The following is a 25330-nucleotide window of genomic DNA, read 5'->3' on the forward strand; positions in this document are numbered from 1 at the left end:
ATATACGAATATGGTTCTCCATACTCTCGAAGTTTCAGGACTCTTCTGCTATTAGAAAAACCACTCGAACGGACATTTATCACAAACCTAACGCGTTAGCGATTGCAGCAAGTTACCGTGTAACGCGGAAAGCGCGACCCGAAGGGGAACGCCCAAAAACAAAAAATCCTGCAAAAAAGCAGGATTAGTAATTAAGTTTGAATTTTATATAGGTAATCGGTTTTCCGATTTCTAAATATTGTTTTTCGTAGAATGTTTGCGTACCGGTTACTTCTTCTGGGCTATACACGTTTTTATACACATCGTGGTTGGCGTGTAAAATTTCGTGTCCTTCACCATGTAACAACCCTAAAGTGTATCCGTGCATGAATTCACTATCGGTTTTTAAGTTGACTGTTCCTTCTGAATTTAAAATAACATGGTATTTCTTTAAAAATTCAGAATTCGTCATACGGTGCTTAGTACGCTTATACTTAATTTGTGGATCTGGGAAAGTTATCCAAATTTCAGAAACTTCGTTTTCAGCAAAAATATAATCGACCAACTCTATTTGGGTTCTGATAAATGCAACATTGTTCATGTCGTTTTCAAGGGCTGTTTTAGCTCCTCGCCAAAAACGTGCTCCTTTAATATCAATACCAATAAAGTTTTTATCATGATTCTTTTCTGCTAACGCAATGGTATATTCACCCTTACCACAACCCAATTCTAAAACTATCGGATTGTCGTTTTTAAAGAAGTCTTTCCATTTTCCTTTGTGTTGAAAATCGTTAACTACTTCTTCACGAGTTGGCTGAATAACATTAGCGAACGTTTCATTTTCTTTGAAACGCTTTAATTTGTTTTTACTTCCCAAAGTGTATAGAAATTAGGCTCTGTCTTCAGTTCCTTCTTTTTTGAAACGTGCTGCTTCTTTCATCCAATAAGCAAATAACACTAATAGGACTAGTAAAAAGAACCAGTTTACAGCGTTAGACGTCCACCAACCTGCATCTGATTTAGCGATTGTTAAACGTAACCAATTAAACGGAGCGAATAAAAAGTCGGTAAATAAACTACCAATCCATTCAAAAATATTGCCTGCTATCATATCTTAAGTATCTTTACAGCTGCAAAAATATAAAAAGAAACAATGTTAGCCAATTTTTTCGGTAAATCTAAACCCATAAATTTTATTGTACTCCTTGTACTTTTTTTAGGGTATTTTGTTTTAAGTATTTTTTCTAAAGAATTATCATTTAACCTTCTTACAGAATTAGGGTGGTTTTTAGTAGTTTTTTCTGTTTATAATTTTATCATTGCCAAAAACTTACTAACCTACGATAACTCTTTTGCTTTTCTGTTTTTTATAATACTAATTGGGTTTTTTCCTGATGTAATTAACATAAACAAAACTTTTTATGCGAATTTAACTGTACTACTCTTCTTACGAAAAGTATATAGCTTACAGTCATCTAAAAACCTGTTTCACAAATTGTTTGATGGTGGTTTATGGTTAGGTATTTCTTTTTTGATAGAACCTTATACAGCCTCGTTAATCATACTACTTTACCTATCAATTTTTCTACATCAACGGTTTACATATCAAACCTTGTTGATTCCTGTAATCGGAATTTTCGGACCTGTATTTTTATACTTTACATATTGTTTTTGGTATGATGAAACAGAAAAGTTTACAGCTCTTTTTAACTGGAATTTGTATCCGGATTTAAGTTTTTACTCGCATCAAAAATCATTATTCCCTATTCTTTTTATTAGTTTCTTTTTAATAGCCTCTATACTTTTAAAAAGTCCTGGAGCACTTTCTGTACCTAATAAGTTTAGAAAAAACTGGATTTTAGTACTGACACAGTTTATTATTTCAACTATAATTTTTCTTTTAGTTGAAGATGGCTCTGGAACTGAATTTTTATATGTGTTTTTCCCAGTATCTGTTATTCTAGCTAACGGAATTGAGTTTTTTCAGAAAAAGTGGTATGCTAATGCTATTATTGTTTTGTTTTTACTTGCTTCTTTTGTTGTAAGTGCATTTATGTAAAGTTCTACAACTTTGCTCCATAAGCTAAATCGCCTGCATCGCCTAAACCAGGAACGATATATCCTTTCTCATTTAACTTTTCATCAATATCACCAATCCATAAAGTTGTTTCTTCAGGAACGTGCTTTGCTACATACTCAACACCTTCTTCTGAACCGATTACCGATACCAGAATTATTTCTTTAGGTGTTCCGTATTTTTTAATTCCTTCATAAACCTCAACCATTGAGCGACCTGTTGCTAACATAGGATCTACTAACAATAATGTTTTTCCATCAATTGATGGTGCTGCAAAATATTCTACCACTATTTCAAACTCTTCATCATTATTCGGATGGTGGCGATACGCCGAAATAAAGGCATTTTCTACATCATCAAAATAATTCAACATTCCGTTATGCAACGGTAATCCTGCTCTAAGAATTGAGCACAACACAATATTATTCGTTGGTAAATTTGCTTGTTTTGTGCCTAAAGGAGTTGTTATTTCTTTAGTGTCGTAATTCAATTCTTTACTAAGTTCATATCCTAAAACTTCACCTATTCGTTCTATATTTCTACGAAAACGCATTGAATCTTTTTGAACGGTAACATCTCTAAGTTCTGCTAAGAATTTATTAAGAATAGAGTTTTGCTTTGCTAAATGATGAACTTTCATTGACTTAAATCTTTTAAAACTGTACAAAAGTAACAGAAAATTATTAGGATTTCACAAAGTTAGCTAACGCTTTTAAGAGCTCTTCTTTTGCTTCAATATGACTCATATGACCGTTGGGCAACTCAATTAAAGTGGTTTTTGTTCTGTTCGATTCTTTTACAACAGCATCATAATTTAATATTGAATCTTGTTTACCTGCAATCATCAATCGTTTATCAATTGTTTGCAAAACTGCTTCTTTGTTTTCACGTAAACGCATTCCTTCACTTGCAGCAATATATCCTCTTACAGGAGTTTTTAACGCTTCAGCTATTACTTTTTCTATTACTTCGGAAAATTGCTCTCGGGTTTGTTCAGCAAATAAATTACCTATCGACATTTTTACCAAGGTCTCATAATTTTCTTTTGCCATTTCATTAGCTCTAAGGCGTAACTTTTTTCTTTCTTCGCTGTCTGCTTGAGAAGTAGAATTTAGCAAACACAACCCTTTTACATTCTTCGAATATTTTTCTGCAAAAGCAAGAGCAACATACCCTCCCATTGAGTGCCCTACAAAAATAGCTCTGCGAATTTTTAATTCTTGTAACACAGCTTTTACTGCTTCTGCCATTTCTTCCATCGAATGAATATACCCAATACATCCTGTTTTTCCATGCCCCAACAAATCAATACATATCACACGGTTTCTTTTAGAAACTTCCTCAACAACAGCATCCCACATGGTATTATTTTCTAAAAATCCATGTAACAAAACAACGCTATTTCCTTTACCTGAATCTGTGTAAAAAACCGTGGTTTCCTTAAATTTTACAATCATTTTTTAATGTATATTGGTCGCCTATTAATTTGTTAAACGATGCACAAAACTAAGGAGATATTTATAAACGGGTTTGCTTTATTTTCAATGTTTTTCGGAGCTGGAAATTTAATTTTACCCCCTCTTTTAGGAAAAAACGCAGGAAACTTATGGATTTGGGTTACCCTTGGTTTTTTTGTTACCGCGGTATTTATTCCTATGTTAGGAATTTTAGCACATGCTAAACTACAAGGTACCATGTACGATTTTGGTAAAAAAGTATCTCATCCTTTTAGCCTTGTTTACTGCTTTGTTATGTATGTTATTTGTCTTGCTTTACCTGCGCCCAGAACAGCATCTGTAACTCATGAAATGGCTATTGCTCCTTATTTTGATAGTAGTTCTTTACTTACTAGTACTGTTTACTTTGGGTTGGTTTTTGTCTTTTCAATAAACCGTTCGAAAGTATTAGAATTGTTAGGGAAGTTCTTAACCCCACTTATCATATTTATTTTATTGGCGATTATTTTTGTTGGAATTTTCACCGCTCCTGAAGCTGTAAACCCATCATCTTTTAAAATGCCTTTTGTAGATGGTTTGCTAGAGGGCTACCAAACTTTTGACGCTATTGCCTCCATAGTCGTTGGTGGAGTTTTAGTAGTTTCGATGAACTTTAACACCAATACTTCATTTGAAGAAAAAAAGGAAGTTATTACCAAAGCTGGATTCATTGCTGGTTTCGGATTGTTAATCATCTACGCAGGACTTATTTACAACGGAGTTTTATTTAGTTCTACTTTTGGTGAAGGTGCTACCAGAACAGAAATTTTAAACTCTTTAAGTTACCAAACACTTGGTAATATAGGTAGTGTTTTTTTAAGTGTTTTGGTTGCTTTAGCATGTTTTACAACAGCAGTTGGAATTATTACGGGTACAGCAGATTACTTTAAAGGAATTAATAATAATTCTCAAAAAGTTTTTATAATCACTGCTATTATTGGTTGCTTATTAGGAATTGCTATTGGACAGTTTGATGTAAAATATATCATAAACATTGCATTACCTGCATTGATGTTTATTTACCCAATAACCATCATTTTAATTATATTGAACGTACTTCCAGAAAGATACACTTCAACTACCGTGTTTAAAATTGTGGTTGCTGTTACTTTTCTATTTAGTATTCCAGACTTTTTAGGCTACATTATTGATGCTGAATATTTATCTGGATTTAAAAACACCATTCCGTTTGCTGAACAAAATTTAGGATGGGTTTTACCTGCGTTTTTAAGTTTTATAATCGCTAATTTGATTCAAAAGAAAAAGCCTGCTCTAACGGAGTAGTTTATTTAATTACGATTTTTGAATACCATTATCATAAACTAAAAAAGCTCGCGATTGCGAGCTTTGTTATTCTATATTTAAGTTGAATATCTTAAAAACGATATCCTAAATTTATTCCTACCCTAGGCACAACTGCACGAGATTCAGAAGTAAATAAGTTTCTACCTAAACCTCCGTAGATATCTACCACAAAACCCCCTGAAGACACATATTTAGATCCAACCGCTACACCCAAAGCTCCATCCGTATATTCTTTGTATTGTTTAAGCGTTGTTCCTTCTACCGTAACCTCTCTTTCACCTGTATTTATTCCCATAAAAACTTCTCCAAAATAATTCCAGTTACTACTATCGCTAAAATAATGACGGAAGAATGGAGTGAACATTTGCTTTTCGTTGTACTTAAAATCAGCCGATCTTTTTTCAAAATTGAACAATGCTGAAATACCGATTGACGAACGTTCTGTTGTATAATATTCGTACGATAATTCTAATGTTTTAAAAGCTAAAGCATCAAATAAATCTGCTTTAATTTCTTGTTGTGCCTGTGCAAAAGAGCTAACAAAAACGACAACTACTAAAAGTATTTTTTTCATATTAAATTTTACTGATTATTTCCTTTTTATACCTATCAAGTATAATACCGCAAACTTACACCTTTTGCTAAAATTGAAACAGCAAAGTATTGTTAAAGGTTATTAAGAACAATTGCAATTGGTATCGCATTTATTTTTTTTAGCCTTAAAGAAAAACTTTTTCACTAAAAAAATAACCGCTCCTAAAACAACTAAATATGTTAAAACTTCTTGCATTAGCTTAAAATTTGATAGGCTGCAAAAGCAGATAAGTACGCTAAAACACCCATGCTTACTAATTGAACCAATGGCCATTTCCAGCTTTTTGTTTCACGTTTTACAATTGCCAAGGTTGCCATACATTGCATTGCAAATGCATAAAACAACAATAACGACATTCCTGTAGCAAAATTGAATCGTTTTTCACCAGTATCTGGGTTGATTTCTGACTCCATTTTTTGTTTGATAGTAGTTGAATCTTCGCTGTCATCTTCAACACTATAAATGGTAGCTAGTGTACCAATAAACACTTCACGAGCAGCAAAAGAACTAATCAATCCGATTCCTATCTTCCAATCATAACCTAGCGGTTTAACAATAGGCTCAATGGTTTTACCTGCTATTCCAATGTATGAATTTTCTAATTTAGCTGAAGCTATCTTCTTTGATAATTCTTCTTCTGACAACTGCTGATTCGCTACATTTTCAACTACATTTTTTTCTGCATTTTCAAAAGCTGACGGTCCGTGAGACGCTAAAAACCACAATACTATCGAGATTGCTAAAATGATTTTTCCTGCTCCTGAAACAAATGCTTTTGTTTTATCTAACACATCAAAAAATACATTTTTTACCGATGGTATTTTGTAGTTAGGCATTTCAACTACAAAAAGTGAATTGTTTTTAATTTTTAATGTTTTGTGTAACACATACGCTGCTATAATTGCTGCAGCAAACCCTAAAATATACAGCGCTAACAAGGTGAAACCTTGTAAACTTAAAAAACCGAACAACTTAGTATCTGGAATTATTAATGCGATTAAAATTGCATACACGGGTAATCGTGCCGAACAAGTTGTAAATGGTGTTACTAAAATGGTAATTAAACGCTCTTTCCAACTACCAATAGTACGAGTTGCCATAATTGCTGGTATTGCACAGGCAGTTCCTGAAATTAACGGAATTACACTCTTACCACTCATTCCGAATTTACGCATAATTTTATCCATTAAAAACACCACTCTACTCATATATCCTGATTCTTCAAGAATAGAAATAAACAGGAATAAAATGGCAATCTGCGGAATAAAGATTACTACTCCACCAACACCCGGAATAACACCATCTGTAAGTAAGTCGGTAAACATTCCTGCAGGTAATTGTGCTTTGGTAAATTCAGCAATTTCAGCAAATAAACCATCTATAAAATCCATTGGAGTAGACGCCCAATCAAAAATAGATTGGAATATCAGTAGTAATAATCCGAAGAAAATTACATACCCAAATATTTTATGTGTAAAAACTCTATCGAGCTTACTACGTACATCTGTAGCTTTTGACTTATCTACGTGATACGTTTTCTTTAAAATGTTATTTATTTGCTGATACCTATAAATTGTTTCTTTATGTTGATGCTTTTTCTGGGTTGCTTCTTCACTTTCAAACTCCTTTATTTTCTCTTTTTCTACATCAGAAAGTAATGAAGTGTTCTTTTTGGTAAGTAACATCCACATTTCATAGGCTGTAAATTCATCACTTATTAAAGACAGCTTCTTAAAATAATTCGCATCTATTTTTTCTGCTAACTCGTTAAAGTTAGAATGCACTTGCAACGATTCATAATTGGCAATTACGTTTTTTAAATCATCAATTCCTTCATTATTTCTTGCCGACATTAACACTACTTTGGTGTGCAATTCTTTTTCTAAAGCAGGTATATCTATCGAAATTCCTTTACGTTGTAGCTGATCTGCCATGTTTAAAGCCAAAACCGTCGGAATTTCTAAATCTTGAATTTGAGAAAACAGTAATAAGTTTCGCTTTAAGTTTTCAATATCAGCAACCACAACAATCATATCAGGTTTATCATCTCGATGCGCTGTCATCAACGTTTTTAAAACGATACTTTCATCTAAAGAAGTTGGGTTGATACTATAAGTACCTGGCAAATCGGTAATCGTTGCACTTTTACCATTGGGTAGTTTAGAAACTCCTTGTTTTTTATCAACAGTAACTCCTGGATAGTTTCCTACTTTTTGATTTAAACCTGTAAGTTGATTGAATAATGATGTTTTTCCTGTATTCGGATTTCCGATTAATGCTACTTTAATACGATTACTCATCGACTATAATTTAAATATTGATATTTGACAAGCTGTCTCTTTTCGAATTGCTAAATGACTCCCATTTACACAGATGTACATAGGGTCTTTTAACGGAGCTATTTGAAGTAATTCAACCTCTGTTCCCGGCAAACACCCCATTTCTAATAACTTTAACGGAATTTTATCTAAACATTCTTCAGATATAATTCCTTTTTCTCCGATTTGTAATGATGCAATTGTACTCAAAAAACACGTATTTTTAGCTAGCAAATATACCAAAATAGAATCATTCTAAACAATATATCAATACAATATATCATTTACTTACAATCGATTGTTCTCTTTGTTTGTTGTGTTATATTTGTGGTATGACTTTCGACGAAATTATTGGGCAAGAACACATCAAAAAACACTTACAGCAATCTGCTGAAAACAATAGAATTCCGCACGCGCAACTCTTTGTTGGTAAAGAAGGTAGCGGAACCTTGCCTGTGGCGATAGCCTATGCTCAATACTTGTTGTGTAGTTTTTCAGATAATGCGGAAGCTTGCAATATTAAGTGTAATAAATTACAGCATCCTGACTTACATTTTGCTTTTCCTGTTACTACAAACGATTCAGTAAAAAAACATCCAGTTAGTAATTTGTTTTTAGAAGATTGGAGATCTTTTATCGAAAAACAACCTTACGGAAGTTTGTTTAATTGGCTACAACACATTGGCGTAGAAAACAAACAAGGACAAATTGGAGTAGATGAGGCAGAAGACATCGTAAAAAAACTACAACTAAAATCGTACGAAGGAGGTTTTAAGGTGATGATTATTTGGATGGCTGAAAAAATGAATGTTGCCGCTTCAAATAAATTATTAAAACTGATAGAAGAACCACCGAGTAAAACAGTTTTTATTTTAGTTACTGAAGATGAAGGGCAAATTATAAACACAATAAAATCTCGTTGTCAAGCATTACATTTTCCTGTGTTAAGCGAAAGTGATATTGCAACCACTTTAGTGCAACAAAAAGGGATTTCAGAAAATGAAGCGATTAGAATTGCGCATCAATCTGAAGGAAATTATAACAAAGCCTTACTTCAGTTAAATAACGATTCTAACGATTTAATTTTCGAGCAATGGTTTATTACTTGGATTCGTGCTGCCTTTAGAGCCAAAGGAAACGCTGCTGTTATTCAAGATTTAATTGGTTGGTCAGAAGAGATTTCAAAAACAGGTCGTGAAACACAAAAGCAGTTTTTACAATATTGTTTACAGTTTTTCAGACAAGCCTTATTACTTAATTACGGAACTCCAGATTTAGTTTTTTTAGAAACGCAATCAGCCAATTTCGAATTGTCAAAATTTGCTCCGTTTATCCATAGTGGAAATATCATGACTATTGAAAAAGAAGTAAGTGATGCGCAATACCACATTGAAAGAAACGGAAACGCTAAAATTATTTTATTAGATTTATCTATCAAACTAACACGTTTGTTGCATACCAAAGAAGAAAAACTTCAATCATAAGAATTATGAGAACACAATATTTTATTGCTGCGTTAATTTTCGGAATGTTTTTTGTTGCCTGCAAACAAGAAAAAGAACCTTTATTGAAAGATTATTTGATTGGTAATTGGGAAACTACCTATTTAAAAATAGAATATTTAACAGCTAACGAAACGGATAACACATCTGTTTTTGAAGACGATTTTAGCAAGCCATCGTCAGGAAAAGCACAATCTTCTTACAAAAATGATGGAACTTTTGCTGCTTGGTTCGTACAGCCTGATGGTCAAAAAATAGGTGAAACGACCGGAAAATGGGAAACCAAAGGAGATAGTTTGTTCGTAGATTATTTATATTTAGGAAATCAGGTGCAAGCTTGGTATACAATAAAAATAGCTGAAAATGGTTTTGAAGCTGCCTCTACATACGATTGGGATAACGACGGTGATAAGGACGATACTTTATCAATGAAAACTAAAAGAATTAAACCATAAAATTGTACATTTTCAATAACATATCGCTACGAATTAGAATATTCTTGTCAATGATACTTTTAGTGTTATTGGCTTCTATTTTAATTGTTTTAGTCACAATTTACCAGTACGATGAACAAACTAAAGATTATAACATCTCAAGGTTTGAACGTAAAGAAGCATCTACAAAACAAGATATAGAAATAGAGTTAAAACGTAGAACAACGTATCCTGTAACTACTCAAAATTTAGCTAAAATATTTCAAGACAGAATTTATGACATTGCTTATGTACATAAACTTACCATTTCAATGTATGACATGGATGGTAATCTGTTAAAGTCTTCTATCCCTTATAATTTCGACAAAAAAGAAGGCAACAATCTTTCTGATGAAACCATTAGAACTCTTGCTAATAACTCCAATCATAAAATCTTAAAAAGTAGAACAGAAAAAGGAGTTACCTACCAGTCTTCTTACTCGTATATTAATGATACTCGTTTTAAACGAATTGGAATTTTAGAATTGCAAATTGCTCAAGACAACGAAGAACAACAGCACGAACTTCGCGAATTTATTTCACGCTTGTCATTGGTGTATTTATTAATGCTCATCATCGCAATTGTTTTAGCCTATTTCTTATCAACATATATTACACGTTCTATCCAAACAATTTCAGAAAAAATTAAAGAAACACGCTTAAACAAACGCAACGAAAAAATTACGTTGAACTCTGCTAGTTCAGAAATTAACTCGTTAGTAGCTGCCTACAATAATATGATAGATCAGTTAGAAGATAGTGCTGCTAGACTTGCTAAAAGTGAACGTGAGCAAGCTTGGAGAGAAATGGCAAAACAAGTAGCGCATGAAATTAAAAATCCGCTAACTCCTATGCGCTTATCGGTGCAAAGTTTTGAAAGAAAATTTGACCCGAACGATCCAAATATAAAAGAAAAGCTTTCTGAATACAGTGAAACTCTTATTCAGCAAATTGATGTGATGAGCTCTATTGCCTCTGCTTTTTCTGACTTTGCTAAAATGCCAACGCAGCGTCGTGAAAAACTAAATGTAGTAGATGTTGTTAAGCATTCACTAGATATTTTTACCGAAGATTATATAGAATATCTTCCGCAAGAAAAAGAACTTTATGCGAGTCTTGATAAAACACAATTGGTACGAATTGTAACTAATTTGGTTAAAAACTCAATACAAGCAATAAAAGAAACTGATAAAAACCCAAAAATTGAAGTAAAAGTGGCTTCGGAAGGAAACAGTGTTAAAATTACGGTTTCTGATAACGGTAAGGGAATTAGCGAAAAAAACAAAGAGCTTGTTTTCGAACCTAAATTCACCACAAAAACAAGTGGAATGGGGCTAGGTTTATCAATTATAAAAAATATTATTGAAGCGTATGACGGATCTATTTCTTTGACTTCAACCAAAGGAGTAGGAACCGTTTTTACCATAATTTTACCAAAAACATAAATAGTATCATGAATTTTGAAAATATTTTAGTTGAACAAGCTAACGGACTAGCATCTGTTACCATCAACAGACCAAAAAAATTAAACGCTTTAAACAAAGCTACAATTGAAGAATTACACAGTGCTTTTAAAGCTTTAGAAGACGATTCAGCAGTTAAAGTAATCATCATTACAGGAAGTGGTGAAAAAGCTTTTGTTGCCGGTGCAGATATTTCTGAATTTGCTCATTTTTCTATTGAAGAGGGAGGAATGTTAGCAAAAAAAGGACAGGAAACTTTATTTGATTTTGTTGAAAACCTATCTACTCCTGTTATTGCCGCTGTTAACGGTTTTGCTTTAGGTGGAGGATTAGAATTAGCAATGGCTTGTCATTTTAGAGTAGCTTCAGACAATGCTAAAATGGGCTTACCTGAAGTATCTTTAGGAGTTATTCCTGGATATGGAGGTACACAACGCTTACCACAATTAGTAGGTAAGGGAAAAGCTATGGAATTAATTATGACAGCAGGTATGATTTCTGCTGATGAAGCAAAAGAAGCTGGTTTAGTTAACCATGTAACTTCACAAGAAGAACTACTTCCTTTAGCTGAAAAAATTGCCTCTAAAATTATGCGAAATTCTTCTGTAGCAATCAGTGCAGCAATTAAAGCTGTAAACGATAATTTTAAAGATGGAGTTAATGGTTTTGAAACAGAAATCACTGAGTTCGGAAATTGTTTTGGAACCGAAGATTTTAAAGAAGGAACTACTGCTTTTTTAGAAAAGCGTAAACCAGATTTCCCTGGGAAATAACAAGATATTCATACAAGCAAAAAAAGCATCTAACCTAGGTTAGATGCTTTTTTTTTCATTAAGGGGATTACATTAATAAGCTAGGGGGTTATTAACTGAGGCAAATATATATTAAATTCAATAACAGCCAAATTTTAACGTAATTTTTTTATTAAAATAACCATATTTTTACATTATTATTTTAAAAAACACTAAGCCTTTCCATTCCACTCATTGTAAAACTGCTGTAAAAAGTCCTCCATGTATGCGTGTCTTTGTGCTGCAATAGCTTTACCTGCTTGTGTGTTCATTTTATCTTTTAATAATAATAACTTTTCATAAAAATGATTAATAGTTGGCGCAGTAGACTTTTTATACTCCTCTTTTGTCATCTTTAAATTCGGAGGAATCTCAGGATTGTACAATTCCCTGTTTTTAAAACCTCCATAATTAAAACAACGAGCAATACCAATAGCGCCAATAGCATCTAATCGGTCTGCATCCTGAATTACATCAAGTTCAGGAGAAGTGAACTTTTGTTCAAAATTTCCTCCTTTAAAAGAAATGTTCGTAATTATCTTTTCTATATGAGTAATGATTTCTTCAGAAACCCTCTGACTTTCTAAAAATGTTCTCGCTTTTTGCAGCCAACAGTTTCATCACCATTGTAAAATTTGCTATCCGCTATATCATGTAGTAAAGCTCCTAAAGAAACCACAAACACATCTACCTTTTCATCTTCTGCTATCAACAATGCGTTTTTGTATACGCGCTCAATGTGAAAAAAATCATGCCCTCCCTCTGCTCCTTTTAAGGTATCTTTTACAAACTCAATTGTGTTTTGTATTATTTGCTCTTTGTTCATATTCCAAAAATAAAAATCCTGCACTTGTAAGTACAGGATTTTTACATATTATTTATGTTTGCTTCTTTCTAAGTAGTAACTGATGACTTTACTAAATTGTTAGCCACTAAATATTCTGCTATTTGAATTGTATTGGTCGCTGCTCCTTTACGTAAATTATCCGCTACAATCCACATATTTAAGGTATTTGGTTGAGATTCGTCTCTTCTAATTCTACCTACAAAAACCTCATCTTTATTATTTGCTAAAATAGGCATTGGATAAACGTTGTTTTGTACATCATCTTGTACAATAACACCTTCAGTTTGTGTAAGCAACTCACGAACTTTATCTAATTCAAAATCATTTTCAAACTGAACATTCACCGATTCAGAGTGCCCTCCTGCTGTAGGAATTCTAACCGCTGTAGCTGTAATACTAAAAGAATCGTCTCGTAAAATCTTTTTAGGTTCTTTTACCAACTTCATTTCCTCTTTAGTGTAACCATTTTCTAAAAACACATCACAATGTGGTAATGCATTTCTTCCAATAGGATGTGGATACGCCATTTCTCCTTCAACTCCTGCCTCTTCATTGTCTAATTGTTGAACAGCTTTAACACCCGTTCCTGAAACAGATTGGTAAGTAGAAATCACCACACGTTTCATTTGATATTCTTTATGTAATGGTGCCAATGCCATTACCAATTGAATAGTTGAACAGTTAGGATTTGCAATGATTTTATCTTCACTAGTTAGTACATCTCCGTTAATTTCTGGAACTACTAACTTCTTTGTTGGATCCATTCTCCAAGCTGATGAATTATCAATTACGGTTGTACCAACCTCAGCAAATTTAGGAGCCCATTCTAACGATGTATCCCCTCCAGCAGAAAACAACGCAATATCTGGTCGCATCGTAACTGCGGTTTCTAAACCTACTACTGTATAATTTGTTCCTTGAAATTCAATTTGATTTCCTACTGAACGTTCTGACGCAACAGGAATTAATTCTGTTACTGGGAAATTACGTTCTGCTAATACTTGTAACATTACATTGCCTACCATTCCGGTAGCTCCTACTACTGCTACTCTCATCTTTTTGCTATTTGAGTATAAAAATTAATTGTTTGTATGGTACAAAGGTTTAAAAAAATTAAATTGGTTGTATCTTATTTGTATAAAAAAAAGCGTTAAAGTTTAAAATTACATCACTTTTCATTTAAAAGTCTTGTTTTAAACAGTAAAGCACCTAAAAACTAGCCACTAATCATTTAGTAAATATAATTACAGTTTTAAATGTTTAAGGCTCAATTACCGAGTAAAACGCAAAAAATCAGTACATTTGCACCGATTTTATGCAAAATCAATAAAATATTGTTTAACTTAAAAGGTATAGCATGCAACTGTACAACAAGTTAAGCGCAGAAGAACGCGCTAAATTAATAGACGAAGCGGGTAAAGACCGTATTACTATTTCTTTCTATCGATATTACAAGATAGAAAATCCAACCCTATTTAGAAATAAACTATTCCTAGAATGGAATGAGCTAGAAGTATTAGGAAGAACCTATGTTTCTTATGAAGGAATCAATGCTCAAATTTCTGTTCCTGCTGAAAATTTCAACGCTTTAAAAAAACAATTAGACAGCATTTCTTTTTTGAAAGGAATCCGTTTAAATGTAGCTGTTGAACACGACAACAAATCATTTTTAAAATTAAAAGTAAAGGTTCGTGATAAAATCGTAGCTGACGGATTAAATGACGACACTTTTGATGTAACTAATAAGGGAGTGCATTTATCTGCAAAAGAATTTAACGAAATGTTAGCGGATCCTAATACGGTTTGTGTAGACATGCGTAATCATTACGAAAGTGAAATTGGGCATTTTGAAGGTGCTGTAACTCCAGATGTAGATACATTTAGAGATTCGTTAGATATTATTGAAGAAGACTTAAAAAACCATAAAGAAGATAAAAACCTATTGATGTATTGTACAGGAGGAATTCGTTGCGAAAAAGCTTCTGCCTACTATAAACACAAAGGTTTTAAAAATGTTTTCCAGCTAGAAGGAGGAATTATTGAATATACCCGTCAGGTAAAAGCTGAAGGTATAGAAAATAAATTTTTAGGAAAGAATTTTGTTTTTGACCACCGAAGAGCTGAAAAGATTTCTGATGATGTAGTTTCTAACTGTCATCAATGTGGAAAACCTTGCGATACACATACCAACTGCGCCAACGAAGGTTGTCATTTATTATTCATTCAGTGTGATGACTGTGCTGAAAAAATGGAAAACACCTGTTCTCCTGAGTGCCAAGACATCATTCATTTACCCTACGAAGAGCAAAAAGAATTACGTAAAGGAAAACACGCAAGCAATAAAATATTTAAAAAAGGACGTTCAGAAGCTTTAAAATTTAAAAAGTAATGCAAAAGATTGAGTTAATGGCACCTGCTGGTAATTTCGAGTCGTTACAAGCAGCGTTAGATAATGGATGTGATTCAGTATATTTTGGTGTTGAACAATTAAATATGCGTGCTCGAGCATCTATCAACTTTACCTTAGATGATTTAGAAGAAATTTCACGTAGATGTTCAGAAAAAAATGTTCGTACCTATTTGACCTTAAACACCATTGTGTACGATCATGATTTATCTATCGTAAAAACCTTAATCAAAAGAGCCAAAGAAGCAAATATTACTGCGGTAATTGCTATGGATCAGGCTGTAATTGCAATGGCAAGAGCTGAAAATATGGAAGTTCATATTTCCACTCAAATCAACATTACCAATATCGAAACGGTGAAGTTTTATGCCATGTTTGCCGATACTGTAGTGTTGAGTAGAGAGTTAAGCTTACGTCAAGTAAAAAAGATTACTGAACAGATTGAAAAAGAAGAAATCAAAGGACCTTCTGGTCGCTTGTTAGAGATTGAAATTTTTGGTCACGGGGCTTTATGTATGGCTGTTTCTGGAAAATGCTACATGAGTTTACACTCACATAATTCATCTGCAAACAGAGGTGCTTGTAAACAAAATTGTCGTAAAAAGTATACCGTAATTGATCAGGAATCTGGTTTTGAAATGGAATTAGACAATGAGTACATCATGTCTCCAAAAGATTTGTGTACGATTGATTTCTTAGATCAAGTTGCAGATGCTGGAATTAAAGTGTTGAAGATTGAAGGTCGTGGTCGCGCTCCTGAATATGTTGCCAAAGTAATTAAATGTTACCGTGACGCTATTGATAGTTTATCTAACGGAACTTACGATAAAGAAAAGGTAATTAGCTGGATGTTAGAGCTTGAAAAAGTGTACAATCGCGGTTTCTGGAATGGATATTACTTAGGTCAGAAATTAGGTGAGTGGAGTAAAGAACCAGGTTCACATGCTACTCAAAAGAAAGTTTACTTAGGAAAAGGAATGCACTATTTTCCTAAAGCTGAAATTGGTGAATTTAAAATAGAAGCATACGATTTAGCTGTGGGTGACACCATTTTAATTACAGGTCCTACCACAGGTGCTCAAGAAATGGAATTAAAAAGCATGTTTGTGAACGATAAAGAAGCACAAACTGCAACCAAAGGTGATGAAGTTACTATGAAATTAGATTTCAGAATTCGCCCATCAGACAAGTTATACAAAATTGTAAAAACCGAATTTGCTAAAAACTAATGGTTGTAATTACCTTACAAAGAAACAAGTGTATTGGCTGTAATTATTGCGTGGAGCTAGCTCCAGCACAATTTCAAATGTCGAAAAAAGACGGAAAATCAGTTTTATTGCATTCTACAGAAAAGAAAGGTTTCTTTACCATAAAATCTCACGACGATAGTATTTTTGAGTCTTCAAACGAAGCTAAAAAAGCATGTCCTGTGAATATTATTGAAGTAAAACAAGTATAGTTTTTAAAAAAAGAATCAAGACTAACAAAAGCTCTCTTACGAGGGCTTTTGTTATTTTTACACAATGGACTTACAACCTCCTTTTCGTAAAATTATTCATGTAGATATGGATGCTTTTTATGCATCTGTAGAGCAATTGGATAATCCTGAACTAAGAGGAAAACCCGTTGCTGTGGGTGGTAATGAAGTGCGAGGTGTGGTTTCTGCTGCTAGTTACGAAGCTCGAAAGTTTGGAGTACGTTCTGCTATGAGTGGTGTTTTAGCAAAACAAAAATGTCCACACATCATCTTTGTACCTCCTAGATTTGATCGCTACAAAGAAATATCCTCTAAAATTAGGAAGATATTTTACGACTATACCGATTTGGTTGAACCTCTATCGTTGGACGAAGCCTACTTAGATGTTACTGAAAACAAAAAAGGGAATCCGTCAGCAAGTATGATTGCCCAAGAAATTCGTCAGCGAATTTGGGAGGAACTAGAATTGAGAGCCTCGGCAGGAATTTCCATTAATAAATTTATTGCGAAAGTAGCTTCCGATATTAACAAACCCAATGGACAGAAAACTATAAATCCAGAAGAAGTTCTTGAATTTCTAGAACAATTACCTGTCAACAAATTTTATGGAGTAGGTAAAGTTACCGCTGCAAAAATGCACAACCTCGGCATTTTTACTGGATTAGATTTAAAACAGAAATCACTGGAAGAACTTTCTAAATTATTTGGAAAATCTGGCGTACATTATTACCATATTGTTCGAGGGATTCATAATTCAGCAGTAAAACCTAATCGTATTCGAAAATCAATTGCTGCCGAAACTACTTTTCGTGAAAATTTATCTTCCGAAGTATTTATGTTAGAACGGCTTGATAAAATTGCTGATGAGCTAGAGCGTCGCATGAAAAAATCGAACACCAAAGGTAAAACAGTTACCTTAAAAATCAAATACAGCGATTTTACGCAACAAACTCGTAGTAAAACCACCAATCACTTTCTACAATTAAAAAATGAGTTCTACCCTATCGTAAAAGAGTTGTTATATCAAGATACTCTTACCAATTCTGTTCGCTTGTTAGGAATTTCTTTTAGTAATTTGAACACAGAAAAAAAAGAACCTGTTTGGGTTCAATTAAAGTTCGATTTTTAAATAATTGGTATTTTTAGTGAAACTTTTGTTCCGCTTGTATTTCCATTTTCATCGATTACATCTGAATATTCTAATGAAAAATTATTTTTGTACTCATTAGCGAAGTTTTGCAGTCTTTCTTTGGTCAAATCAATTCCTATAGATTTTCTGTTTAGCGATTTATTATTTCTAATTTTCAACGCTGCATCTCTTCCTATTCCGTTATCAACAATGTCTATTTGAATGAATTCATCAGAAATTTTACTTACAGACAAACTCACTTCTTTTTCGCCTTTCTTAGATGACAACCCATGCCAAATCGAGTTTTCTAAAAATGGTTGTAAAATTAAAGGCGGTATTTTAATTCTTTCAATATTTACGTTCGGATCAACTTTTTCTATGTAATTTATTTCATTCGAAAATCGAATATTTTCAATACTCATGTATAAATTCATGGTTTTTAGCTCTTCGCTAAGGGTTACCTCTTTTATTGATGACGATTCTAAAATACTTCGAATTAACTTTGAAAACTTGTTTAAGTAGTGTACCGCATTCTTTTGTTCGTTGTTAATAACATACAATTTTATTGAATTTAAGGCATTAAAAACAAAATGTGGATTCATTTGAATTCTCAATGCTTCTTGTTCTAGTTTCAATATTTTTTTGTCGTTATTTAACAAACGTTGTCTGTACATAGAATACAACAATACCCCTAATAACGCTATAGAAACTAAGGCAATGATTAAAACATTTCTGTTTCGAAGTAATTTAAGTTTAGCAATCTCATTTTCTTTTGCTAAGCTTTTAATTTTATTTCTACTTACCTCATTATCATATTTATTAATAAGGTTGTTTACGTAAGAAATATTTTTGTCATTGAAAGTTTTTCGTTCTCCTTCTATTGCTTTTTTATAAAAATCATATGCATTTTTAAAATCTCCTTTTTCTTCATAAAATTCAGATAAATACAGGTTAGACTTGTTTATTCCTAAAGGAATTTTATGCTTTTTTGCAATTTCTAATGCTTTTTCGAGGTTCACTTTTGCCTTACCTAAACTATCTAATTTTAATTGGATGTATCCTAAAGTTGCAAAGATCTCTGAGGTATAATACTGATTTCCTATTTTCTCAGAAACAGGAACAACTTCATTTACATAATTATACGCTTCTTCATATTTTCCTTGCATTAATAAAACATCACCTATACTTTTGTGGCATATTACTTTTCCTAAATCTGATTTAATTTCTAAGTTATACGCCAACGATTTTTGATAATGTTCTAATGCTGCATCAATATCTCCTAAATTCTTAAACGCAAATCCTATATTCTGATGATTTATTGCCAGCCCTCTTTTATCTCCTGTTCTACCTTGTATTAAAATAGACTTTTTAAACATTTCTAATGCTAGCTGATATTGTTTTAAGGCTAAGTAGATGTTACCGATACTGTTGTTAGAAATACTAATACTTATTTTAGTATCTATATCTGGTCGTTCAATTTTATCTGCTAGCTCTAACGCCATTTGATGATAATTTAAAGCACTTCTAACCTTGTCTTGGCGTCTGTAAACTACACCTATTTGATTAAGAGTAACAATCTCAGCATTTACATCGTTTATTTCTCTTGCTAGCTCTAAAGCTTTTAAATGGTTTTCTATAGACTTATCAAAGAAGGAGTTATTTCTAAAACTTCTTCCTAATAAGTTATACGCGTAAATTTCTCCTAGCTTATAATTGTTTTTTCTGCTTTCTTTAAAGAGTAAATCGATCTCTTCGCTATCAAATCTACCTCTTTCAAAAAAACGGTACAGCTCGTAATAATTATCAATTTTTTTATTTACCGCTATATGAATGAGACTATCTTTATTTCCTCTATCATTTATAGCATAGCTAGAAAAAATTATAAAAAAAAGAAAAGGGATAATTACTAACTGCTTCATTTACAACTAAAATTTTTCTAAGAAATCTGATTTTCTCTGACGAGACACAGGAATTTTATGATTATTTTCTAACACAACATAGCCATCAGACTTTAAAAACTCTTTAATTTTATTTAGATTGATAATGTAAGAATTGTGTATTCTAAAAAAATGATCTTCAGGAAGTAACGAATCTATTTCTTTCAATTTTTTGGTTACTACAATTTTTTTATTTCCTGAAGTATGTATGGTTGAATAATTTCCATCAGATTCTACAAATAGAATTTCATCTTCCGATAAAAAAACCAGTTTTCCATCGGTGTTTATCGTAATTTTTCTTCTATTGAATTTTTTATTGAAGCTCGATAATATCTTTTCAACCTTTTCTGTATTGTTATACTTCTTATGGTGAAGTTTTATTCTACCTATAGTTTCTTCTAAATCATCCGAATCAATTGGTTTTAGAAGATAGTCTATTGCTTGATTTTTTAATGCTTTAATAGCATATTCATTATATGCAGTGGTAATTATAATAGCAAAATCTTTGTTATCTAATTTTTCTAACAACTGAAAACCATCCATCGTAGGCATTTCTATATCTAAAAAAAGACAATCAATATCATTTTCATTAATATATCTAATTGCTTTTTCTGCTTCGGTAAATGTTTCGATAATTTCTATATCTTCATTAAAATTTGACAACTCCCAAGACAACCCTTGTATTGCTTTCGGTTCGTCATCAACTATTACAGCTCTTAACATTGTGTGTACATTTGTACCAAATGTAATAGATAATATCTTAAAAATAAAATATATAGATAACGCTTTATTTAAACCATAACTAAAGAGCTATAGTATCATAAAATAATTACCATTTACACAAAAAAACAAACCATTTATACATCTACCCCCTAAAAACATCTTTTTTCCTCTGATATTTGTAGTGTAATACACAAGGGGAATCATATTGATAAATTGGGGGATTAATCAATAATGATATTAAGTTATGAAACACCGCTTTAACGAGCGGTGTTTTTTTTGTATAAATTTTAATGTTCGGTTTATATACAAAAAAAGCTCAACTATTTCTAGTTGAGCTTTTATCTTATCTAATCAGTTAGTTTCTTAAGCCTCGAATGGAGTTACAGAAACGTATGATTTGTTATCTCTTTTCTTTTGGAATTTTACAACACCATCAACTTTAGCGTGTAAAGTATGATCTTTACCCATGTAAACGTTTTCACCTGGATTGTGTTGAGTTCCTCTTTGACGAACAATAATGTTACCTGCAATTGCAGCTTGTCCTCCAAAAATCTTTACTCCTAATCGTTTCGATTCCGATTCACGACCGTTCTTCGAACTACCGACACCTTTCTTATGAGCCATCTTTGTAAGTTTTTAAAGTTAATTATTTACTTAATGCTTCAATTAATTCTGCTTTCTTTAAAGAAGTGTATCCTGAAATACCTTGCTCTTTAGCTAAAGCTTTTAATTCTGCAACAGTCATAGAACTTAAATCGTTAGATTCAGTCTTTGCTTCTGCTTTAGGAGCTTCTTTTTTAGCAGCTGCCTTAACACCAGAAGTAGCAATTCCTTCAATTTGGATTTCAGTTAAATACTGTCTGTGTCCATTTTTCTTTTTGTAACCTTTTCTTCTTTTCTTTTTGAAAACGATTACTTTATCACCTTTTAAGTGACCTAAAATCTTTGCAGTTACTCCTGCACCTTCTATAGCTGGGGCGCCAATTGTAACGTTTCCGTTCTCTTCAACAAGCATTACTTTATCAAAAGTTACTTTTGATCCTTCTGCCTCTTGTAAACGGTGTACGTATACTTTTTGGTCTTTAGCTACTTTAAACTGTTGCCCTGCTATCTCTACGATTGCGTACATACTATTTGTTTTGCGTTTATACTTTTATTCACACTTTCTTATTGAAAATGCGGGTGCAAATATACGTTTTTTACTTCAAGAAACAATCTATTCATCAGAAAATTACTCTCTTAACGTAATTTTTCTCATTTCTAATCCTAATTCTGTAACAAAACAAATAATTTAACGTCACATAGGCTAATTAAAACAATTCAAAATTAAATTTCAATCAATGAGAAAAAGAGTTATCACTCTAGCTTCGGCTTTATTAGTAGGTTTTTCTGCTAATGCACAAAAAGTGGAGTTTGAAGAGTACGATTTAAACAATGGAATGCATGTTATTTTGCATCAAGACAATTCTGCTCCTGTAGTTACTGTAGCTGTAATGTACCATGTTGGATCGAAAGATGAAGAAACTGGAAAGACAGGAATGGCGCATTTTTACGAGCATTTATTATTCACAGGAACAAAAAATATTGGTCGTGGTGAATGGAATAAAATTGAAGCTGCCAACGGTGGAACTGGAAATGCAAATACCAACTGGGATAGAACTTACTACTACGAAACTTTCCCTTCTAACAACTTACAGTTAGGTTTATGGATGGAATCTGAGCGTTTATTACACCCAATTATCGACCAAAAAGCAGTTGATACACAAAACGAGGTGGTAAAAGAAGAAAAGCGTCAACGTATGGATAATGCTCCTTATGGAAAAATCATTTACGGAGATGTTTACAACCACATTTTTGACAAGCACAATTATGGTAGACCAATGATTGGTTACATTAAAGATTTAGATGCTGCTACTTTAGCAGAGTTTCAAGATTTTTACAACAAATGGTACATGCCTAACAATGCAGTGTTAGTAGTAGCTGGTGATTTTGAAAAAGCTAGTACTAAAAAAATGATTAAAGAGTATTTTGAGCCAATTCCTGCACGTACACTTGCTAAACGTGTAAAAGTTGTTGAGCCAGAAAGAACTCAAGAAAAAAGAGTTAAAGAATACGACACTAACATTCAATTACCTGCTCTTTTATTAGCTCACAAAACTCCTTCTATGAAAGAAAGAGATTCTAAAATTTTAGATGTTATTTCTACTATTTTAAGTGACGGAAGAAGTTCTCGTTTATACAAAAAGTTAGTTGACGATAAGAAAAAAGCCTTACAAGTATTCTCTTTTGCAAGAACTTTAGAAGATTATAGTGTGTACAATATCGGTGCGATTCCTTTAGGAGAAACTTCTTTAGATGACTTAATTAAAGAAATGGATGAAGAAATTGAGAAATTACAAACGGAATTAATTTCTGATAGAGATTTACAAAAAGTGCGTAACAAGTTCGAAAATCAATTCGTTGCTTCAAACTCAAGCATTGAAGGTGTTGCGAACTCTTTAGCTAGAAACTACATGTTAGTAGGTGACACCAATCAAATCAACAAAGAGTTAGAAGTTATCAACTCTATCACCAAAGAAGAAATTAGAGACGTAGCTAAAAAATATTTAGCTAAAAATCGTCGTGTTGTTATCGAATATTTACCAAAAAAGAAATAATCATCTAAACTGAATTTTAATGAAAAAAATATTTTCAATAATCACAATATTATTTCTATCATTAACTGTTTCAGCACAGATTGATAGAACCCAACAACCAAAACCAGGACCTGCTCCTAAAATTAATTTAGGAACTCCTAAAAAATTCACATTACCTAACGGATTGCGAGTTTTAGTGGTTGAAAACAACAAATTACCTAGAGTAACTGCAACTTTAACAATTGACAATCCACCAATGTCTTTTGGAAACAAAAAAGGAGTTGAAGGTTTGTTAAGCGGAATGCTAGGTACTGGATCTACAAATACCCCAAAAGCTAAATTTGACGAAGAAGTTGACTTTTTAGGAGCAAACATCTCTTTTTGGAATGAAGGTGCAAGAGCAAGCTCATTATCAAAATACTTTCCAAAAGTATTAAACTTAATGGCGGATGCTGCTTTTAACCCTGTGTTTACTCAAGAGGAGTTTGACAAGCAAATGAAGCAAGCTCTTGACGGAATTAAATCGAACGAAAACAACGTTGCTGCTATTGCTGGTAGAGTAGAAAGTGCTTTAATCTATGGTAAAAATCACCCTTATGGAGAATTTACAACAGAAGAAACCTTAAAAAATGTTACGCTTCAAGATGTAAAAGATTTATACAACAACACGTATAAACCAAACAATGCGTATTTAATTATTATTGGTGATATTACTTTTAAGGATGCAAAATCTCAAGTTGAAAACTTATTCAACGGATGGAAAAAAGGAGAATTAGCAGCGCAAACTTTACCTAAAGTTGAAAACCCTGCAACTACTGAAATCAACTTTATCGATATGCCAAATGCTGTTCAGTCAGAATTAGCAGTTGTAAATGCTGTTAATTTAAAAATGGGTGATAAAGATTACTATGCTGCTTTATTAGCTAACCAAATTCTTGGTGGGGGTGGTACTGGTAGATTGTACAAAAACCTTCGTGAAGATAAAGGTTATACTTACGGAGCTTACTCAGGAATTGGAGCTGATAGATACGCATCTCGTTTTAAAACTTCAGCATCGGTAAGAAACATGGTTACTGATAGTGCTATGGTTGAAGCGATGAAAGAAATCAACAAAATTCGTTACCAAAAAGCGACTCAAGAAGAGTTAGATATTGCGAAAGCAAAATACATTGGAAGCTTTGTTCGTAATGTTGAAAAACCTCAAACTGTAGCGAATTACGCATTAAATATTTTAACAAATAACTTACCTGAAGATTATTACCAAAACTATTTAAAAAACATTAACGCTGTAACGCTAGACGATGTTCAAAATGCAGCTATTAAATATTTTAAAGGTGATAAAGCTCGTATTATCATTACTGGTAAAGGAATTGATGTTTTAAAGAATTTAGAAAAAACAGCTGATTACAAAATCAACTATTTTGATAAAAACGGAAATCCTACTGAAAAGCCTGCAATGAAAAAAGCAGTTCCTGCTGGTGTAACTAAAGAAACTGTACTTAACAAGTATTTTGATGCTATTGGTGGTACTGATAAAATTAAGAGCTTAAAAACAACCATGGTTGTTTACGGTACAGAAATGCAAGGAACAAAAATTGAAAGCACTGAAAAAAGAAATGCTACACATTATGCTAATACAACAGCAATGAATGGAAACGTTATGATGAAAGTTGTAATGGATAAAAGTGCTGTAAAAATGAACGGACAAGCGTTACCTCCTGCTATGGCAAATGATATGACGCAACTTTTAGGAGTTTTTCCTGAAATTGGTTTATTAGCTAATGCTGATGCTAAATTAACAGGTATCGAAACTATTAACGGTAAAGAAGTATATGTAGTTGCTAAAAAAGGAGCTGTTGTTTCTACTTCTTTTTATTATGATGTTAATAATGGTTTAAAATTAAAAGAAACCCAAACAATTAACATGGGTGGACAAACACAAAACCAAGAAGCTTTATACAGTGATTATAAAGATTTTGGTGGAGTAAAGTTTGCTACTAAAAAAACAGGAAGTTTAGGTACACAAAAAGTACAATTCATTTTAAAAGAGGCTAAAATCAACGAAGGAGTTTCTGACGCTGATTTTCAATAATAAGTAAACTTTTTAGTTAAAAATTAAGAGAACCAAGACGCAAGTTTTGGTTCTTTTTTTTGTAAAAACTAACCCCTTACACC

24 protein-coding genes and 1 pseudogene are annotated in these 25330 nt (G+C 32.6%); 12 read left to right on the forward strand and 13 right to left on the reverse strand.

Features of this window, described 5'->3' with window-relative positions:
• Nucleotides 1-184: 184 nt before the first annotated feature.
• Together trmB and AC3VI6_RS05020 are read right to left on the reverse strand one after the other, a co-directional pair.
• The gene (trmB, locus tag AC3VI6_RS05015; RefSeq protein ID WP_497705374.1) at nt 185-856 is read right to left on the reverse strand and encodes a tRNA (guanosine(46)-N7)-methyltransferase TrmB; all 672 of its coding nucleotides are present in this window, start codon (nt 854-856) and stop codon (nt 185-187) included.
• Between the two features lie 12 nt (nt 857-868).
• Nucleotides 869-1090 carry a DUF6341 family protein gene (locus AC3VI6_RS05020; protein ID WP_435253862.1) on the reverse strand — a complete coding sequence of 74 codons (222 nt, stop codon included), beginning with the start codon at nt 1088-1090 and terminating at the stop codon, nt 869-871.
• A gap of 42 nt (nt 1091-1132) precedes the next feature.
• Here AC3VI6_RS05020 and AC3VI6_RS05025 point away from each other — a divergent pair, with 42 nt between their 5' ends.
• The gene (locus AC3VI6_RS05025; protein ID WP_497705375.1) at nt 1133-2038 is read left to right on the forward strand and encodes a DUF6427 family protein; all 906 of its coding nucleotides are present in this window, start codon (nt 1133-1135) and stop codon (nt 2036-2038) included.
• A 4-nt stretch (nt 2039-2042) separates the two neighbouring features.
• Here the strand turns inward: AC3VI6_RS05025 and upp are convergent, their stop codons facing one another.
• Together upp and AC3VI6_RS05035 are read right to left on the reverse strand one after the other, a co-directional pair.
• Nucleotides 2043-2696 carry a uracil phosphoribosyltransferase gene (upp, locus tag AC3VI6_RS05030; RefSeq protein ID WP_497705376.1) on the reverse strand — a complete coding sequence of 218 codons (654 nt, stop codon included), beginning with the start codon at nt 2694-2696 and terminating at the stop codon, nt 2043-2045.
• Nucleotides 2697-2739: 43 nt separating this feature from the next.
• A complete protein-coding gene (locus AC3VI6_RS05035) occupies nt 2740-3513 on the reverse strand; it encodes an alpha/beta fold hydrolase (protein WP_497705377.1) in 774 nt (257 codons plus the stop codon).
• A gap of 39 nt (nt 3514-3552) precedes the next feature.
• Between AC3VI6_RS05035 and brnQ the strand changes: the two genes are divergently transcribed.
• The gene (gene brnQ / locus AC3VI6_RS05040) at nt 3553-4836 is read left to right on the forward strand and encodes a branched-chain amino acid transport system II carrier protein (RefSeq protein WP_497705378.1); all 1284 of its coding nucleotides are present in this window, start codon (nt 3553-3555) and stop codon (nt 4834-4836) included.
• Nucleotides 4837-4927: 91 nt separating this feature from the next.
• On the opposite strand, the gene AC3VI6_RS05045 is transcribed toward brnQ, so the two are convergent.
• The 3 genes from AC3VI6_RS05045 to AC3VI6_RS05055 form a co-directional block, all read right to left on the reverse strand.
• Nucleotides 4928-5431 carry a DUF3575 domain-containing protein gene (locus tag AC3VI6_RS05045; RefSeq protein WP_435253867.1) on the reverse strand — a complete coding sequence of 168 codons (504 nt, stop codon included), beginning with the start codon at nt 5429-5431 and terminating at the stop codon, nt 4928-4930.
• Between the two features lie 215 nt (nt 5432-5646).
• Nucleotides 5647-7752, reverse strand: a complete 2106-nt coding sequence (gene feoB, locus AC3VI6_RS05050) for a ferrous iron transport protein B (protein WP_497705379.1) — start codon at nt 7750-7752, stop codon at nt 5647-5649.
• 3 nt (nt 7753-7755) lie between these two features.
• Nucleotides 7756-7980 carry a FeoA family protein gene (locus AC3VI6_RS05055; protein ID WP_274634219.1) on the reverse strand — a complete coding sequence of 75 codons (225 nt, stop codon included), beginning with the start codon at nt 7978-7980 and terminating at the stop codon, nt 7756-7758.
• A gap of 122 nt (nt 7981-8102) precedes the next feature.
• On the opposite strand from AC3VI6_RS05055, the gene AC3VI6_RS05060 reads away from it, so the two are divergent.
• The 4 genes from AC3VI6_RS05060 to AC3VI6_RS05075 are packed head-to-tail and all read left to right on the forward strand — an operon-like array spanning nt 8103 to nt 11981.
• Entirely contained in the window at nt 8103-9254 is a 1152-nt protein-coding gene (locus AC3VI6_RS05060) for a DNA polymerase III subunit (RefSeq protein WP_497705380.1), read from the forward strand.
• Between the two features lie 5 nt (nt 9255-9259).
• The gene (locus tag AC3VI6_RS05065; protein WP_497705381.1) at nt 9260-9727 is read left to right on the forward strand and encodes a hypothetical protein; all 468 of its coding nucleotides are present in this window, start codon (nt 9260-9262) and stop codon (nt 9725-9727) included.
• 50 nt (nt 9728-9777) lie between these two features.
• Complete coding sequence (locus tag AC3VI6_RS05070; protein ID WP_497705382.1) at nt 9778-11190, forward strand: sensor histidine kinase; 1413 nt, start codon at nt 9778-9780, stop codon at nt 11188-11190.
• An 8-nt stretch (nt 11191-11198) separates the two neighbouring features.
• The gene (locus tag AC3VI6_RS05075; RefSeq protein ID WP_497705383.1) at nt 11199-11981 is read left to right on the forward strand and encodes an enoyl-CoA hydratase/isomerase family protein; all 783 of its coding nucleotides are present in this window, start codon (nt 11199-11201) and stop codon (nt 11979-11981) included.
• Between the two features lie 191 nt (nt 11982-12172).
• On the opposite strand, the pseudogene AC3VI6_RS05080 reads toward AC3VI6_RS05075, so the two are convergent.
• Nucleotides 12173-12825: pseudogene (locus AC3VI6_RS05080) on the reverse strand (HD domain-containing protein).
• 68 nt (nt 12826-12893) lie between these two features.
• Nucleotides 12894-13901, reverse strand: coding sequence for an aspartate-semialdehyde dehydrogenase (locus AC3VI6_RS05085; RefSeq protein WP_497705384.1), 1008 nt, complete (start codon nt 13899-13901; stop codon nt 12894-12896).
• 302 nt (nt 13902-14203) lie between these two features.
• Between AC3VI6_RS05085 and trhO the strand changes: the two genes are divergently transcribed.
• The 4 genes from trhO to dinB all read left to right on the forward strand — a co-directional run bounded on the left by trhO (nt 14204) and on the right by dinB (nt 17859).
• Nucleotides 14204-15235: an oxygen-dependent tRNA uridine(34) hydroxylase TrhO gene (trhO, locus tag AC3VI6_RS05090; protein ID WP_497705385.1), complete on the forward strand. Its 1032-nt coding sequence runs from the start codon at nt 14204-14206 to the stop codon at nt 15233-15235.
• On the forward strand, nt 15235-16482 hold the full coding sequence (locus AC3VI6_RS05095; RefSeq protein WP_497705386.1) for a peptidase U32 family protein: 1248 nt from the start codon (nt 15235-15237) through the stop codon (nt 16480-16482). The genes trhO and AC3VI6_RS05095 overlap by 1 nt, the downstream gene beginning before the upstream one ends.
• Nucleotides 16482-16712, forward strand: coding sequence for a ferredoxin (locus AC3VI6_RS05100; protein ID WP_497705387.1), 231 nt, complete (start codon nt 16482-16484; stop codon nt 16710-16712). The genes AC3VI6_RS05095 and AC3VI6_RS05100 overlap by 1 nt, the downstream gene beginning before the upstream one ends.
• A gap of 64 nt (nt 16713-16776) precedes the next feature.
• Complete coding sequence (dinB, locus tag AC3VI6_RS05105; RefSeq protein ID WP_497705388.1) at nt 16777-17859, forward strand: DNA polymerase IV; 1083 nt, start codon at nt 16777-16779, stop codon at nt 17857-17859.
• Here dinB and AC3VI6_RS05110 read toward each other — a convergent pair.
• The 4 genes from AC3VI6_RS05110 to rplU all read right to left on the reverse strand — a co-directional run bounded on the left by AC3VI6_RS05110 (nt 17856) and on the right by rplU (nt 21648).
• The gene (locus AC3VI6_RS05110) at nt 17856-19778 is read right to left on the reverse strand and encodes a tetratricopeptide repeat-containing sensor histidine kinase (RefSeq protein ID WP_497705389.1); all 1923 of its coding nucleotides are present in this window, start codon (nt 19776-19778) and stop codon (nt 17856-17858) included. The two genes, dinB and AC3VI6_RS05110, sit on opposite strands and share 4 nt — an antisense overlap.
• A gap of 6 nt (nt 19779-19784) precedes the next feature.
• Nucleotides 19785-20519, reverse strand: coding sequence for a LytR/AlgR family response regulator transcription factor (locus AC3VI6_RS05115; protein WP_497705390.1), 735 nt, complete (start codon nt 20517-20519; stop codon nt 19785-19787).
• A 363-nt stretch (nt 20520-20882) separates the two neighbouring features.
• Nucleotides 20883-21143: a 50S ribosomal protein L27 gene (rpmA, locus tag AC3VI6_RS05120; protein ID WP_028891690.1), complete on the reverse strand. Its 261-nt coding sequence runs from the start codon at nt 21141-21143 to the stop codon at nt 20883-20885.
• A 22-nt stretch (nt 21144-21165) separates the two neighbouring features.
• Entirely contained in the window at nt 21166-21648 is a 483-nt protein-coding gene (gene rplU, locus AC3VI6_RS05125; RefSeq protein WP_274634231.1) for a 50S ribosomal protein L21, read from the reverse strand.
• Nucleotides 21649-21859: 211 nt separating this feature from the next.
• Between rplU and AC3VI6_RS05130 the strand changes: the two genes are divergently transcribed.
• Together AC3VI6_RS05130 and AC3VI6_RS05135 are read left to right on the forward strand one after the other, a co-directional pair.
• Complete coding sequence (locus AC3VI6_RS05130; protein ID WP_497705391.1) at nt 21860-23176, forward strand: M16 family metallopeptidase; 1317 nt, start codon at nt 21860-21862, stop codon at nt 23174-23176.
• A gap of 19 nt (nt 23177-23195) precedes the next feature.
• Complete coding sequence (locus AC3VI6_RS05135; RefSeq protein ID WP_497705392.1) at nt 23196-25247, forward strand: M16 family metallopeptidase; 2052 nt, start codon at nt 23196-23198, stop codon at nt 25245-25247.
• Nucleotides 25248-25330 lie beyond the last annotated feature (83 nt).

The organism is Tenacibaculum sp. TB-56, from assembly GCF_059716275.2.